This is a genomic window from Sulfurimonas sp. (assembly GCF_019429335.1).
Classification (GTDB): Bacteria; Campylobacterota; Campylobacteria; order Campylobacterales; family Sulfurimonadaceae; genus Sulfurimonas.
This window is the reverse complement of the sequence record NZ_JAHYJB010000021.1, coordinates 1-16,890: the sequence shown is the minus strand read 5'-3', so window position 1 is coordinate 16,890 and position 16,890 is coordinate 1. Positions and strand designations below refer to the sequence as shown.

Below are 16,890 nucleotides of genomic sequence, written 5' to 3'. Positions count from 1 at the left end.
GGATATGTTCAATTTAAATATCGGTATAATTCTTCAAAGATAACTATTTGGATATGGCATGGAAGATTCTACTTACAGTGTTAGCGAGGCACTGCAAAACTACTTTAACTCTGTTGAGTTTATGATGAAAAGAGAGCCAAAGTCAGCCGATGCAAAAGCGCAGTTGGACTACTTTTTATCAAGACGCTTTTTGATAACTGCCTATAATAACCTCAAAAATCTTGATCCTGCCCTGCATGACCATAAGGAAATAAAAGAGAAGCTAAGCGTGCTCCAAGGACTGCATGATACATACAATACGGTAAGCGACAAAGCAAGTGTTCCAGAAGTTGCTTTTGAGATGATTTTTCTGCGTTCCCAGCCTGAATATATACAGTACCTCAAAGACAAAGAGAACTGGATAAGTCGGGTTGAAGCTCTGGCTACGGTAACTGAGTCCCTCTTTTATGAGATAGAAAAAAGAGAGGGCGAGCTAAAAAAGTTGGCTAAAAATGATAAAAACCGCATTTTGCTTGAAAATAGCATAAAACCTTTGCGTGGAGACTATGTGGATGCTATCCATGAAAGAGCGCAACTGGTTGAAAAACTTGCTCAAATCAAAGACCTTAAAGCAATATACAGTGAAAAATATTTTGACTCTTTTGCCGATGAACTATCTAAGTTAAGCAAAGAGTACAAGAAGGTGCTTGTAAAAATACTAAACACTAAAGCGAGCGAACTAGATTATGAGATATGGAAACATGCAAGCAAATCAAAGTTGGTACGGGAACATTTTAGCGAAGCAGGTATTGAAGGGGATTATACGACTATGACCTATTTGGGTTACTATCTAAAAACTCTTGACATGAAGCAGTTGGGTGATGAGCATGTGGAACTCTTTAAATTTTTCAACTATTTAAGTGAGCAGTAAAAAAGTTCACTCTGCTAAACATATTACATAAACTAAGGCACTTATTTAAGGTTACTACTACTTAAAAGCTGTACAGGCAGAAGAGATGGAAGAGATGCCCAAAGAAGTGATTAGAATATCGGTAAATAACTCTACAGCTTAGTTTAATCTTAATAAAACTACAATATACAATGCACCCAAAAAACTCTCGTCTGTTTTTTTTTTGCAAATATTGTTCAATAAGGAATCACATGAAAGTTTCAAAACTTATTTTATCGTTTATTTTAAGCACAACGTTGTTTGCTCAGGTTTCATTCGCTCAAATAGCTTCTACAGAGGCTCTGGGCTTTGGGTCTGGGGCGACTTCATCTAAGGAGAAGCTTGCTGGCATTTTATCTCGTGAAGATGTTGCAGAAAGATTTAAAGAGCTTGGGGTTGATGTAAAAAGCATTGAGGCGAGAGTTGCTTCAATGACTGATGAAGAGGCTTCAATTGTTGCAAATCAAATTGACACATTGCCTGCAGGTGCGGATGTGGGTATGTCAATAGTAGGCGCAATTGTTTTTATATTTATAGTTTTATTGATTACAGATGTTCTTGGATTGACAAAAGTTTTTAACTTTACCAAACCTATAACTAATAACTAATTTGACTATAAATTTCGCCTTTCTTCTTGCTCTGGCCTCGTTGATTTTTTCAACGGGCTGTGCGCGCAATACTCCTTTTCCAAAAGATGCCAATGTCTCTTCATACAGTATAGATGTTCCTTTTGTAGTTCCACGCTCAGAGCTTTGCGGCTCAACATCCCTAGAGATGCTCTCCTCTTACTGGCAATCTAAGGGCTCATATACTCCAAAGCTTTCACTTGAAGAACTCGATAATAGAACGCTTATCCCTGCAAAGAGCGGCACTCTTCAGATAGAGCTAGTTGCTGCGGCAAGAGCTAACGGTCTTCTTGTCTATCCGTTAGAGCCCAACTTTGACGCACTTTTTATGGAACTAAAAGCAAATCATCCCGTAATTGTGCTTGTAAACCGCGGTCTCTCATGGTATGAGCTTTGGCACTATGCGCCGGTTACAGGCTATGACGCAAAGACACAGACTATTTTGATGCACTTTTCAGAGGAGCCAAACGAGGCAGTGTCGATTGAGACATTTGCGGCTATTTGGAAGAGAAGCGGTAATTGGGGAGTTGTTCTTCTTCCTCCTGATGAGCTTCCTTCTTCAGCATCGCCAAAAAAATATCTGCAATCTGCGTATGATTTGGAAAAAATAGGGATGGTCGATGAGGCAATAGTCGCTTATAAAAGCGCACTAAGTCGCTGGCCTCAGGATATTCCTATGCTCTTCGCTCTGGGAAATGCCTACTATAGCACCAACCAGTTAAGTAGTGCCGAAGAGAGATACAGAGAGATACTGCTCATTGACAAAACTCATCCGCTCGCACTAAACAATTTAGCCGACCTGTTATGTCATACCGACAGGGCAGAGGAGGCTCTGAGAGTGATTGATACGGCTGAAACTACCGATACTAAAATACTCTCCATCATAAATGCCACACGCCAAGAGATTATCAAAGGGTGTACACTTCATTAAAAAACAGAAATATGCCTGCCTTGATTGATGATTTGCATTAACTTGTTATAATTTTGCCACATTATAAAATCGGAAAAATATATTATGAAAAAACTTCTTTTACTTCTTGTCTCATCTATTTTACTTTTTGGCGCACAGCCTAAATTTTTAATGCCGGAGGAGGCTTTCAAGCCCTCTGCAAAATTAAACGATAAGATGGAGATAGAGGCGAGCATAGAGATTGCAAAAGATATATATCTTTATGAAGATGCTCTGAAATTTGAGATAAAAAATCAAAACGGTATCCGTATAAAAGATGTAAAAAAGCCAAAAAGTGTAGAGCATGATGGCGACATGGTCTATTTGGAATCTCCGATATTTATCATAAGTTTGGAAAAAGAGGCGGGAGTTAGCGGTTTAGTAAGCATAGAGTTTGAAATCTCTTATCAGGGATGCTCGGAGCAGGGGCTTTGCTATGAGCCATATACGGAGGCTTTTACTTTTGAGGTAGACAGCTCAAAACTTAGCGATGCTATAGTTAAAGAGAATAGCGGGGCGGATAAAAAAATTGAAATAAATACAGAAGTTAAAAAAGAGCTCTCGGAGAGTGATTCTATTGCAGATACGATTAAAGAGGGGAGCATTGCTATTGTTCTTCTTTCGTTTTTAGGTTTTGGGCTTCTTCTCTCCCTTACTCCATGCACCTTTCCGATGATTCCAATTATCTCAGGAATCATCATCTCTCAAGGAGAGGGAATAACGACAAAAAGAGCGTTTATGCTCTCTCTTGTTTACGTTCTTGCCATGGCGGTTGCTTACACGATAGCAGGAATTTTAGCAGGACTGTTTGGTTCAAACCTGCAAGCCGCTCTTCAAGCGCCTTGGGCGATATATACATTTTCTGCAATTTTTGTCGCACTTGCATTTAGCATGTTTGGGTTCTACGAGCTTAAACTTCCGGACTCTTTTGTTGCCAAAATTAGCTCAAATCGGCACACAAATCGCGGCGGTTATATCGGCGTTGCGGTTATGGGATTTCTATCGGCTCTGATTGTCGGTCCTTGTGTTGCGGCACCTCTTGCCGGTGCACTTGTTTACATTGGTCAGACGGGGGATGCGCTTCTTGGCGGTGCGGCACTTTTTGCCATGAGTATCGGTATGGGGCTTCCGCTTATTTTAGTAGGCGTGAGTGCAGGCAAGTTTATGCCTAAACCTGGCGGCTGGATGACTATGGTTAGCGCAATATTCGGCGTGATGATGCTAGGCGTTGCTATTTGGATGCTTGAGAGAGTCTTAGACAGCTATATCATAATGCTTCTGTACTCTATTTTGGGAATCGGTTTTGCAGTCTATTTCGGCGCGTTTGAGAAGGATGCGCATACATTTAGAAAAAGCACCGCAATCATCATTTTTATCTACTCGGTAGCTCTTTTTATAGGAGTTCTTGGCGGCTCAAACAGCATGACAAAACCGCTGGAGTTTTTAAAGCCTTCCATGTCAATCTCATCTGATGTCACTTCATCTTCGCACTTAAAGTTTGAAAAAATAACCTCAATCAGAGAGCTTGATAAGATTTTAGAAGCAAACAGAGGCAAAAAAATTATGCTTGATTTTAGTGCAGAGTGGTGTGCGGTGTGTAAAGAGCTTGATAAAAAAACATTCTCTAGTGAGGCTGTCAAAGAAAAGCTAGGCGAATATGTGCTGATTCAAGCCGATGTTACACAAAATAGCAAAGAGCAAAAAGAGTTAAGTAAAAAGTATGGAGTATTCGGTCCACCAGTACTTATATTTTTCGACACAGAGCTACATGTCATTGAGTCAAAAACTATTGTAGGATTTATAGAACCGGAGAATTTTTTGGAACATTTAAGTAGTATTTAATGTATAATTCTGAAAAAAAAGATGGAGGAAGATATTGAAGCTCTTTGGCGATACTTATGAGATAGCAAAATCAAGACTATTACACCTCCTCTTTTTGAAGCCATGTCACTGCAATCTTTTTTTTAAACGCAAGATACGGCTTGTTCTTCTGTTGAACCATTTTATCCCAAGATGTCCATACTACACGACTTATTTCGCATTTAGACGCACGGGTGTACATCCTCCACTTTAATATCCTTTTCACTGATGTTACACACAAAAAACGAACTCGTCCGTTTTTTGTGGCATGGACAAATTGTCCCTTGCAACCCCCTAAAGCTACGAAAAACAAGTTTTTCGAGAATTGCAAGGCGTACTATGTTTTTTTTGTCCGTTTAAAATAAAAAAATAATGACACACAAGGATATTTACATGTCAAAAAATTATATAGTAGGATTCCCTAGAATAGGGGAACAAAGGGAATTAAAAAGAGTTTTAGAGGAGTTTTGGGCAAAAAAATGCTCATTTGATGATGTCCTAAAAGTAGCACTTGAGCTAAAAAAAAGACACTGGGAGTATCAAAGGGATGCGGGAATTGAGTTTATAAGTTCCAATGATTTTTCACTCTATGACAATATGCTTGACACCTCTGTCATGTTAGGTGCAATTCCAAAAAGATTTCAACATCTAAGCGGTGAAGAGCTTTATTTTGCAATGGCAAGGGGCAGTGCTTCGAGCGTTGCTATGGAGATGACAAAGTGGTTTAATACAAATTACCACTACATAGTTCCCGAACTAAGTCTTGAAGACAACTACTCACTAAATGCTTCAAAAATCATAGATGAGTATAACGAAGCGAAAAAGCTTGGCATCAAAACAAAGATAAATATCATCGGTCCTATAACATATTTAGGACTTAGCAAAAGAGTTGACCGTGGCGATGTTTACGAGCTTTGGAACAAAATAGTGCCGATTTATGAGGAGCTTTTAAAAGCCATAAGCACTCTTGATGATGAAGTAGTAGTGCAGATAGATGAGCCGATTTTTGTAAAAGAGTTGGATACAAAAGTTCTCAGTCTTATAAAACCGACTTATGACACTCTTGCAAGTGTTACATCAAATATAAAAATTGCAGTCGTTACATATTTTGAACACTCAAACGAAGCGACAAAAGTGCTTGTGAATACACCAATCTGGGCATTGGGGCTTGACTTTTTACATGGAGAAGAAAATCTTAATTCGCTTGATATTATCGCCTCTAGCGGTAAAAAACTTTTAGCGGGAGTAGTTGACGGCAGAAATATATGGAGATGTGATATCGTAAAAACGCTAACACTTTTAGAAAATATATCAAAAGTAGTGAAAAAAGAGAATATCTTGATAAGTTCGTCATGCTCGCTTCTTCACACTCCTTTTACTTTGAAGTATGAAGAAAAAATGAGTGGCGAGATTAAAGAGTGGCTAAGTTATGCGCTTGAGAAGTTGGATGAAATCTCGCTTCTCTCAAAACTCTTTTTTGATTCAGAGAGTAGTTTGGATGAAGCTCAAAAAGAGGCTTTAGGGAACAATGCAAATGCAAACCAAAACAGAAAAAATTCGCCTCTCATCCATGACAAAACCGTACAAGAGAGAGTAAAGAAGCATACTAAACTCCAAAGAGAGGGCGATGCGAAAGAGAGACTAAAACTTCAAAGAGAGATTTTAGGTTACAAAGATTTGGTAACGACAACTATAGGCTCGTTTCCGCAAACTTCAGAGCTGCGAAGTGCAAGAAGTGATTTTAAAAATGCTCTTATCTCAAAAGAGAGTTATGAAAAAGAGATAAAAAAGTACATAGATGAGTGCGTGGCATTTCAAGAGGAGTGCGGTTTGGAGATTTTAGTCCATGGCGAGCCTGAGAGAAACGATATGGTTGAGTATTTCGGTGAGCAACTTAGCGGGTATGGATTCAGCCAAAATGGATGGGTGCAGAGTTACGGAAGCAGATGTGTGAAACCGCCATTTATCTACGGAGATATCAGTAGACCAAAACCAATGACGGTTGATTGGATAACTTATGCGCAAAGCCAAACAAGCCGCATCATGAAAGGGATGTTAACGGGTCCCGTTACGATTTTAAACTGGTCGTTTGTACGAGACGATATGCCAAGAGGAGATGTTTCAAAGCAGATAGCCGTGGCACTAAGTGATGAGATAGACGACTTGCAAAAAGCCGGTATCAAAATCATACAGGTCGATGAAGCGGCATTTAAAGAGGGTTATCCACTAAGAAGTACGAAGATAAAAGCGTATGAAGCGTGGGCAGTGAGAGACTTTAAAATCGCTGTGAGCAGTGCAAAAAAAGAGACACAAATCCATACTCACATGTGCTATAGCGAGTTTAATGACATTATAAACACCATTGAGGATATGGACGCAGATGTTATCTCCATAGAGACTGCAAGAAGCGGCAACGAACTACTGAAAATCTTTAAAAAAGTGGGCTATACAAAAGAGGTAGGACCGGGAGTTTATGACATACATAGCCCAAGAATCCCCAGTGTTGAGGAGATTGTAAAACAGATAGAGCTTCTGCTTGAAGTGCTGCCAAAAGAGCAACTTTGGATAAACCCCGATTGCGGGCTAAAAACCAGAAAATGGGAGGAGGTAAAACCCTCACTTAAAAACATGGTTGAAGCAGTAAAAATAGTAAGAACAAAACTACAAAATTAGCAAAAATATAGCATGCACTTTCGCATGCTATGTGAACTATTGACATCCACCTAAATCCGCTCTCAAAACTCTTACATAAATTTAGATATAATAAAAAATCTTCACAAACAATAATCATAAGGCATATCTTTTATGACCATCATAGAAATAGAAAATAACTTAAACACTTTAGTGGCAAACTTCAACGAAGAGTCGTTTATTTTCGACCTGCTTTTGGTGTACGGCAGCCCAAAGTCCACCATTAAAAGAGTGCAGGGAAGCGACCACGACAGGCTTGAAGCCGACGGTGAACTTGTTTTGCGAAAAAAACTCTTTTTCAAAGTCGCAGATGAAAACCTACATGTAACCATAGATGCTCTTAAATCTGCCAAAGAGGTTACAAAACACAGCCCACGGTTTATCGTCGTTACCGACTATGAAACGCTTTTAGCCTATGACACCAAAACCGACGACAGTCTTGACACCGAACTTTTAAACATTACAAATCATTACGATTTTTTCCTCCCGCTTGCAGGGATGGAAAAAGCAACATTTCAAGACGAAAACCCAGCCGATGTAAAAGCCTCGCTCAAGATGGCAAAGCTCTTTGACGAACTGCAAAAAAACAACCACTTTGAAACAAAAGAGGATATCCACTCTCTCAATGTTTTTCTCACTAGACTTCTGTTTTGCTACTTTGCGGAAGATACAAACATCTTCGAGGACAATCTTTTTACCGCTTCCATCTCCTCGCACACGCAGTTAGACGGAAGTGATTTAGATAGCTATTTGCAAAGACTTTTTACCGTCTTTAACACTCCACAAAATAAAAGAGAGCCAAATACACCCGCATATCTGAACGCTTTTCCCTATGTAAACGGCGGACTTTTTGCTTTACATGTCAAGCTCCCTATCTTTACAACCCGCTCTCGTTCACTTATGATAGAAGTCGGACAGCTGAAGTGGTCAGAGATAAACCCCGACATCTTCGGAAGCATGATACAAGCGGTGGTAACTCCCGAGCATCGTGGCGGAATGGGCATGCACTACACAAGCGTGCCAAACATCATGAAAGTCATCGAACCGCTATTTTTGGATGAGCTTTACATGGAGTTTGAAAAAGCGTATGAGAGCAAAGCCAAACTCCAAGCTTTACATGTAAGAGTCTCAAATATCAAAATCTTTGACCCCGCATGCGGAAGCGGAAACTTTCTCATCATCGCTTATAAAAAACTAAGAGAGCTTGAAATGAGCATCTTCAAGAGAATAGACAGTTTGCAAAATCAAAAAAGTTTTGTATTTAGCGAAATCAAACTCACCCAATTTTACGGCATAGAGCTAGACGATTTCGCCCATGAAGTAGCACTTCTCTCACTTTGGCTGGCAGAACACCAAATGAACCTGAAATTTTACGAAGAGTTCGGCAGAACAAGCCCAAGCCTACCGCTCCATGATGGAGGTAATATCGTTCGTGGAAATGCTACAAGGATAGAATGGGAAGAAGTTTGCCCGAAAAATGAAGGCGATGAAATTTATGTTTTGGGGAATCCGCCGTATGTTGGTTTTAAAATGCAGAACAAAGAACAAAAAGCAGATATTCAACTTGCATTAACCAAAATTAAAAATTCCAAAAAATTAGATTATATTTCGTGCTGGTTTTATAAGGGTGCCGAGTATATTCAAAAAATAAATGCAAAGGTTGCTTTTGTAAGTACCAACTCCATAAGTCAAGGAGAGCAAGTGGGTATCCTTTGGACGCACATCTTAGATGAAAAAATAGAGATAGATTTTGCATACCAGTCTTTTAAATGGAAAAATAACGCAAAAGACAATGCGGGTGTAACAGTAGCAATTATCGGGCTTAGAAACGTATCGAATAAACCAAAATATCTTTACATATCAAATATCAAACATGAGGTAAAAAATATTAATGCTTATTTGGCCAATGCTGAAAATATCATCGTTCAAAAAAGATCCAAACCTATTTCTAATATCCCAAAAATGCAGTTGGGCAATATGCCAAAAGATGATGGAAATTTTATATTGTCTGACATAGAAAAAGAAGACTTGTTAAAGACACAAAAAGAGTGTCAACCGTTTATAAAAAAACTAATTGGTGCTTATGAATTTTTAAATGGAACTCAAAGGTGGTGCCTTTGGATAAAAGAAGAAACTTTAGAAGAAGCGTTAAATATTCAATTTATTAAGAGTAGAATGGAAAAAGTTAAAGAGTTTAGGCTAGCAAGTACAGATAAGTCTGCAAATGAAATGGCAAAAACATCATATAAATTTAGGGAACAACATGAAGCAAAAGAAATATCAATTATTATTCCCACAGTAACATCAGAACGAAGAGAGTATATACCAATGGGGTATTTAGATAAAAACTCTATTGTAGTTGCTCCAAACAATGTTTTATATGATTCAGAGCCATATATTTTTGGTTTGCTATCATCTAAACTACATGTTATATGGGTAAGAGCGGTTGGAGGAAGTTTAGAAACAAGGATTAGATATTCATCAGTACTTTGTTACAACACGTTCCCATTCCCAAATATCTCACAAAAACAAAAAGAAGCAATCACAGAATTTGTATGGGGTATTTTAGACGAGCGAGAAAAACACAGCCAAAAAACCCTGGCCCAACTCTATGACCCAAACAAAATGCCCGAAGGTCTGCGAAAAGCCCACCACAACCTAGACATCTACATAGAACAATGCTACCGCCCCAAACCATTTGAGAGTGACGAAGAACGCCTAGAGTACCTCTTTAGGATGTATGAAGATATGACGAGTAAAGATGGTAAGCGATGAATGAATTTATAAAATCTCTTAAAAACCAATGTCAAAACCTTTTTACAAAAGCTGATATAACTTTTAATAAATTTCAAAATACTGCAATAGGAAAATTTGTAATTGAAAAACTAATATTGAGAGCAAAGAGTTTTTATTCAATATTATCCACTTTTGGATTGATCTTAGTAGCTCAAATATCTGCATATAATAATATCATGCAATGGTCTAATAAAGTTGATGAACAACTAAATAATGCGGACGGTTGGGAGTATGCTGTATGGTTTATAGTTTCTTTTATTGTTCCTAGTGGAAATATGGCTGTTATTGTTGTATTAGCAGTTATATTAATTGTGGCATATATAATTAGAGACAAAGAATTAAGTCAGAGTAATACAATAGAAAAATTTATACATTCATTAGAAGAAAAAACAAAAAATATTTTATTTGAAATCAGAACAAATATTTTATACAAAAACGAAAAAATAGAATTAGATAGAGATGAAATTATAAAGCATATTAAAAACGAATTAGAAAAAAAACAAATTTTTATAATCAGCGGTGCTGGCGGAGTTGGAAAAACATCTATTATAAAAAACTTGCATGTAAACAAAGAGGGAAATTATCCATTTTATATATTTAAGGCTAGAGAATTTAAAACTAATGATTTCTTATTTAATCATTCGATACAAGACTTTATCGAAAGTCACAAACAACATACTAAAAAAATCATTGTTATCGATTCAGCGGAAGCACTATTAGATTTTGAAAGTGATTTATTTAGAGAATTTATATCTGCATTGATCCAGAATAATTGGAAAATAATATTTACTACACGGTATTCCTATTTAGATGATTTAAATTATCATTTTACTCAAATACTCAATATTGTTCCATTTAGAATAGATATTAAAAATTTATCTAGTGAATTCTTAGAAGCTTTATCAAGTAGATACAAGTTTATTTTACCTCAGGATGAAAAGTTATTGGATTTGATAAAAAATCCATTCTATCTTAATGAATATTTGGCAAATTACTCAAATGAAGAAATTAACTATCAAGACTTTAAAAATAAATTATGGAATCAACATATCTCTACACCAGATATTGAAAAATGCTTTTTTGAATTTGCTTTTAAAAGAGCTAATGAAGGACAGTTTTATGTAGATATTGATTGTTCTAGTAATAGCTTAAAACAATTACAAAACAAAGGGATTTTAGGTTATGAAAAAAGTTTAGGTTATTTTATAACTCATGATATTTATGAAGAATGGGCATTAGAAAAAATCGTAAATAAAGAATTCAAGAATAAAGTTGATATAAAAAGTTTTTTTGAAAAAATTGGTAGTTCTTTACCTATACGAAGAGCTTTTAGAAGTTGGGTATCTGAAAAACTCCTTCTTGATGATGAAAATATTAAAACTTTTATTGAAGAAATCATAGATAGTGTAGATATAGAAATATTTTGGAAAGATGAAATATTTATATCGATATTATTATCTGAATATTCAGATACTTTTTTTAAGAACTTTAAAAGAGAGCTTTTAGACAATGATTATGAACTATTGAGCCGAATATCTTTTTTATTGAGACTAGCTTGTAAGGAAGTTGATAATAGCTTTTGGGAAAGTCTTGGATTAAAAAATCAACAATTACAAGAAGCAAAATATATTTTTACTATGCCAAAAGGTGGTGGTTGGAAGAGCTTTATCAATTTTGTTTATGAAAATATTGAAACTATAGGTCTTGCTAAAATAGATTTACTATTGCCTATATTACAAGATTGGAATTCTAAATTTCAAGAAGGAAGTACTACAAGAAATGCTTCATTAACTGCACTAAAGTATTATGAGTTAATAAATCAAAAAGAATATAAATACAGCTATAAAGAATCTATCAAAACTATTTGTAAAGTTATTGCCAGTGATTCATCTGAAATCAAAGATGAGTTATCTACTATATTTGATGAGATACTTGAGCAAAAGTTAAAAAATCATAGTGACAATTATTATGAACTCTCAAAAATGGTTTTAACAAGTTGGGATGGTCTTTTAATATCTAAAAACTTGCCTAAACAAGTATTAAAATTAGCAGATTTATTTTGGACAAAGATACCTAGAAAAGTTAAAAATGATGGAATATTTCCTCATTACGAGAGAGAAGAAGTGGAAGATGCTTTTAATCTTTCAAGTAAATATGAAAATAAATATTTTCCTGCAAGTGCATTACAAACTCCTATATATTTTCTTTTGAAAAATCATTTTAGTATCACTATTGATTTTATTCTTGATTTTATCAATAAATCAGTTGAATATTATGCTAAATCTGGATGGGAATATAAAGAAGAAATTCAAATGGTTGATGTTTTTATAGATGAAAACATTACAATACAACAATATCACAGTAAATCATTATGGAATATATATAGAGGGAATAGCTCTCCTGTTATGCCTAACTTAATGCAGTCAATTCATATGGCACTTGAAAAGTATCTTTTAGAAATAAGTAAGATATTAAAAACAGAAGATTTAGAGTTTTGGCTTTTGTATTTGCTCCAAAAGTCCAAATCTTCATCAATCTCAGCAGTTGTTACTAGTATAGTTTTGGCTAACTCAGATAAAGCGTTTAATATTGCCGTGACACTTTTCAAGACAAAAGAGTTTATTCAAGCTGATTTTCATAGGCAAATTCACGAACATAGTATTAAAAATTTGTACGGCATTGGATATGGACTAAATTGGCATACACAAATTTTTCAGGATGAAAGATTAAAAACATGTGAAGACAAACATAGAAGTTCACATTTAGAAAATTTATTTTTGAACTATCAGATGTTTAGAACAAGCGAAATAAGCGAAGAAGATTCTAAAAGTATCCAAAATATTTTATGGGGTATTTTGGATAACTATTATAAACAACTGCTGCCTGAAGAAAAACAATCCGAGGAAGATAGAATTTGGAGAATAGCATTAGCAAGAATAGACCGAAGAGAAATGGATATAGAAACTGAAAAAGTTGATAATAAAGTTCAAATTACTTTTAATCCAAAACTATCGCCAGATCTTAAAAAATATAGTGAAGAGGCACAAAAAGAAAATTCTAATACGATAAAATATACCTCATTGTATTTATGGGCAATAAAAAAGGTTGAAAATAAAGATGATTATAAAAGTTATACGGATTACGAGCAAAATCCTCTTTTAGCATTAGAACAAATTAAAGAAGTTATAGCAATACCACATGATAAAAGAGATTTTATCTTTCAAGATGAAATTTTCCCCAATGCTAGTATTGTTTTATTAAGAGATTATGCTGAGATGCTTTCATCTGAAGATAAAGAAATTTGTAGAGATATAATTTTAGAATTCGCCCGTTTGCCATTAAGTGAAAACTATCACTATCAAGTTTTAGATGGAGTTGATAAAGCTATTAAATATTTACCTATGTTACTAATCCATTTTCCTGAACTCAAAAATGATATAAAAATACTTTTATTGTTACATCTTTTTGATGATTATCAAATAGGAATGGGCGGAAAGCATTTTTATGATTTTGCAATTGAGGCTATTAATACATATTTTATTAGTGAAAGCAACTCTTTTATGGTGACATATTTAGTTTTTAAAAGTAAATATGAAGAGCAGCTAAAATCTAATTTTTATGGACAAAAACGAGTGAGTAAACAAGACTTGCTTGAAAACTTTTTTGAATCAAATGAAAATCTATTGGAAAATTTTGTATCTAATAAAATAGTAGAATTTGATATTGGCACTATTGAAACAAATACATTAAAGAATTTAATAGTTGTTTTTAAAATGATTTCACTAAACACAACTGCTAAGAAAGAAAAAGAATTAGTTAGAAAAATTATTGAAATATTTTGCGTAAAAGTTTTTAATCAACCTGACGAGAAAGTAAGTTATGATTTAAAACTAGAATTTATAAATAGATTTGCACTTTTTGTACTTGAAGCGAATAAAAGCGATATTCAGTCATATTTGCAACCATTACTTAATCAGTTTGAACCAACTGAAGATATCGTTTATTTATTAACTCAGTTTATTTTAGCTCAAGATGAAATAAATAAGTACGATAATTTTTGGCATGTTTGGGAACTTTTTGAGGATACGATAATAGAGACTTGCAAGGATGGTGATAAATATAGACATATTGATCAAGTCATAAAAGTTTACCTATTGACTTGGGGACAATATGGTGCAATCTGGAAAGACACCGCCAAAGAGTGGCATTCATTAAAAGATAAAGATATAAGGTATTTTAAAAAGCTAACCAAAAAAATTGGTCATTGCCCGTCCGTGCTCTATTCCATCTCGAAATTATTAACTAGTATTGCGTCAAAATACCAAAATGATGGGATTAGCTGGGTTGCAGATGTGATAAAAAATAATAGTAATTTGTCAAATGATAAACTAGAGTCAAATACAGTATTTCATTTAGAAAACTTAATTAGAAAGTATGTTTTCATTCAAGGTGAGCAAATAAAAAAAGAAAGAAAAATTAAAAATGATGTTTTGGCTATCTTAAACTTTTTAGTTGAAAAAGGCTCTGCTGTAGCATATATGTTAAGAGAGAAAGTATTATGAAAAAAATAGCCAACCTAAACATCTATATAGGCACAAAAGAGGAGTACCGCACGGCAGTAAGCCAAGGCATGAAAATCGTCTGTGCACTCAATCGTGCCAACGGCTTTGTGACACATCGGTCTCAGGTGGGCTGGAGTGGTAGAGGTTGCAATAAAGACAATCCTTATTACCTCTTCAAAGAAGAGGAACATGCTATCTATTTAAATATGATTGATGGAGATGACCCAAAATATGTTAGCGATGAGATGATCAACGCAGCTTTAAACTTTATGAAACGGCATTTAGATAGTGATGAAACAATCTTTGTATATTGCAGTTTAGGAGAGTCACGAAGTCCTTCAATTGCACTAATGTACATGCTAGAACATGGTCTTATAGATATAAACGATAATGTCTTAGTTGATTTTAGAGATAAATATTATAGGAATTATCAACCTAAAAGAGGCAATCTAGAATATATTCAAAGAAGATGGTTAGCGAAGAGGAGAATAATATGAGCATAACTAGAAGTAACGACTATATAATATCTCTTATCAAAGAGCTACTCAAGCAACCCAATGAGACAGAATGGCTAGAGTTTAAGCATAACAATGATGATAAAGAGATGATAGGTGAATATATAAGTGCTTTATCAAACTCAGCAGCACTCAATAGTAAAACAAATGCATATATGATATGGGGAGTTGATGATGCAACTCATAAAACACTTGGAACTACATTTAAGCCATCAGTTACCACAAAGGGTAATGAAGCATTAGAAAACTGGCTGTTAAGACTTCTAACCCCAAAAATAGATTTTAAATTTTATGAGGTGACAATAGATGAAAAAGAGGTAGTTTTACTAGAAATAGCACCTGCCAATATAAACCCTGTTACATTTAGCGGGGTGGAATATATACGGCTAAATTCTCACAAAAAGAAGTTAAAAGAGTTGCCTGAAAAAGAGAGAGAACTCTGGAGGGTCTTTGACAGAGTTCCTTTTGAAAAACAGATAGCAGTAGATAATTTAGATGACGGTGAAGTTTTAAATTATTTAGAATATACAAAATACTTTGAACTATTAAACTTGCCATTACCAGAGAATAGACAAGCGATTTTAGAGAGTTTAATAAACGATGACCTCATAAAGAAAACAGAAAACGGGAAATACTCTATAACAAACTTAGGTGCTATCCTTTTTGCAAAAAATTTAAATAGCTTCAGCAACCTAAAACGCAAAGCTATTAGAGTTATACAATACAAAGACAATACAAAGTTTGAAACAATCAAAGAGAGAGAAGGCAATAAGGGATATGCAGTTGGATTTGAAGGCTTAATAGATTACATAAATAATATATTGCCTTCAAATGAAGTTATCAAACAGGCATTTAGAGAAAACATAAGAATGTATCCTGAGCTTTCAATTAGGGAGATAGTAGCCAATGCTATTATTCATCAAGATTTTTTTCAAACAGGAAGCTCTGTAATGATTGAAATCTTTTCAAATCGCTTTGAAGTGACTAATCCTGGGACACCACTTGTTGATACAGATAGATTTTTAGACTCTCCTCCAAAATCACGAAATGAAGCTTTAGCTTCTTTTATGAGACGAATCGGTGTTTGTGAAGAGAGAGGAAGTGGTGTTGATAAAATAGTAATGCAAAGTGAAATCTATCAACTTCCTGCTCCTATATTTGAAACGACAAATGAGCATACGGTAGCAATATTATTTGCTCATAAAGAACTAAAAGATATGGATAAATCGGATAAAACACGAGCTTGTTACCAACATGCGAGTTTAAGATATATTCAAAGAGACTATATGACCAATACTTCTTTAAGAGAAAGATTTGCCATAGATAAGAAAAATATTTCTATGGTCTCAAAAATCATAAATGAAACACTCAAAGAGGAAAAAATCTTTATATATGATGAGAGTGTTGGAACTAAAGCAAGAAAGTATATCCCATGGTGGGCAAAATGATCTCAAATTTGCTTCACCGTTGTTTCATTGAGAACTTAAGTTTTACTGAAAATAGATACAAAACAACCTATATCAAGGCTTTTTCTGCAATAAATTTGCTTGATACTTGTTTGACTATAGGTAAATTTATGAATAAAAAAATACCACATGCATTCAGATCCAATATAAAATAAAGCAGATATAAAGAGATTAAAATGACTAACATCATAGAAGTAACATATGCTCAAACAGGTGAGAGCAAAAAGATAAACGGCTTTGGCATGAGAGATATGCAGGAAAAAGCCTACAATGCAAGAGGCGAGCAGTATCTTCTGCTAAAAGCGCCGCCTGCTTCGGGTAAGTCGAGAGCTTTGATGTTTATAGCTTTGGATAAACTTTATCATCAAGGTGCAAAAAACGCACCAAACCGGCCACTAATCGCGTTTGCATCCGGCCACTAAAAACGCTCATCATCCGGCCACTCATGACGGAGATGATTCGGCCACTTTTAGAAAGTGAGCGCGATTTTATAATTG

At 35.0% G+C, this 16,890-nt stretch carries 10 protein-coding genes; all 10 read left to right on the top strand.

Going from position 1 to position 16,890, the window contains the following annotated elements:
• Positions 1–58 precede the first annotated feature (58 nt).
• The 10 genes from K0A91_RS07705 to K0A91_RS07660 all read left to right on the top strand — a co-directional run bounded on the left by K0A91_RS07705 (position 59) and on the right by K0A91_RS07660 (position 16,815).
• Entirely contained in the window at positions 59–910 is an 852-nt protein-coding gene (locus tag K0A91_RS07705; RefSeq protein WP_295009605.1) for a hypothetical protein, read from the top strand.
• A gap of 230 nt (positions 911–1,140) precedes the next feature.
• On the top strand, positions 1,141–1,536 hold the full coding sequence (locus K0A91_RS07700; RefSeq protein ID WP_295009604.1) for a PA2779 family protein: 396 nt from the start codon (positions 1,141–1,143) through the stop codon (positions 1,534–1,536).
• A 1-nt stretch (position 1,537) separates the two neighbouring features.
• Positions 1,538–2,485 carry a PA2778 family cysteine peptidase gene (locus K0A91_RS07695; protein ID WP_295009603.1) on the top strand — a complete coding sequence of 316 codons (948 nt, stop codon included), beginning with the start codon at positions 1,538–1,540 and terminating at the stop codon, positions 2,483–2,485.
• A gap of 84 nt (positions 2,486–2,569) precedes the next feature.
• On the top strand, positions 2,570–4,345 hold the full coding sequence (dsbD, locus tag K0A91_RS07690; RefSeq protein ID WP_295009602.1) for a protein-disulfide reductase DsbD: 1,776 nt from the start codon (positions 2,570–2,572) through the stop codon (positions 4,343–4,345).
• A 411-nt stretch (positions 4,346–4,756) separates the two neighbouring features.
• Positions 4,757–7,036 carry a 5-methyltetrahydropteroyltriglutamate--homocysteine S-methyltransferase gene (gene metE, locus K0A91_RS07685; protein WP_295009601.1) on the top strand — a complete coding sequence of 760 codons (2,280 nt, stop codon included), beginning with the start codon at positions 4,757–4,759 and terminating at the stop codon, positions 7,034–7,036.
• A gap of 132 nt (positions 7,037–7,168) precedes the next feature.
• Positions 7,169–9,829, top strand: coding sequence for a DNA methyltransferase (locus K0A91_RS07680; protein WP_295009600.1), 2,661 nt, complete (start codon positions 7,169–7,171; stop codon positions 9,827–9,829).
• Complete coding sequence (avs4, locus tag K0A91_RS07675; protein ID WP_295009599.1) at positions 9,826–14,412, top strand: AVAST type 4 anti-phage nuclease Avs4; 4,587 nt, start codon at positions 9,826–9,828, stop codon at positions 14,410–14,412. The genes K0A91_RS07680 and avs4 overlap by 4 nt, the downstream gene beginning before the upstream one ends.
• On the top strand, positions 14,409–14,909 hold the full coding sequence (locus K0A91_RS07670; protein ID WP_295009598.1) for a protein tyrosine phosphatase: 501 nt from the start codon (positions 14,409–14,411) through the stop codon (positions 14,907–14,909). Before avs4 ends, K0A91_RS07670 begins: the two co-directional genes overlap by 4 nt.
• A complete protein-coding gene (locus K0A91_RS07665; RefSeq protein ID WP_295009597.1) occupies positions 14,906–16,375 on the top strand; it encodes an ATP-binding protein in 1,470 nt (489 codons plus the stop codon). Before K0A91_RS07670 ends, K0A91_RS07665 begins: the two co-directional genes overlap by 4 nt.
• A 194-nt stretch (positions 16,376–16,569) precedes the next feature.
• Positions 16,570–16,815: a hypothetical protein gene (locus K0A91_RS07660; protein WP_295009596.1), complete on the top strand. Its 246-nt coding sequence runs from the start codon at positions 16,570–16,572 to the stop codon at positions 16,813–16,815.
• Positions 16,816–16,890: the final 75 nt, after the last annotated feature.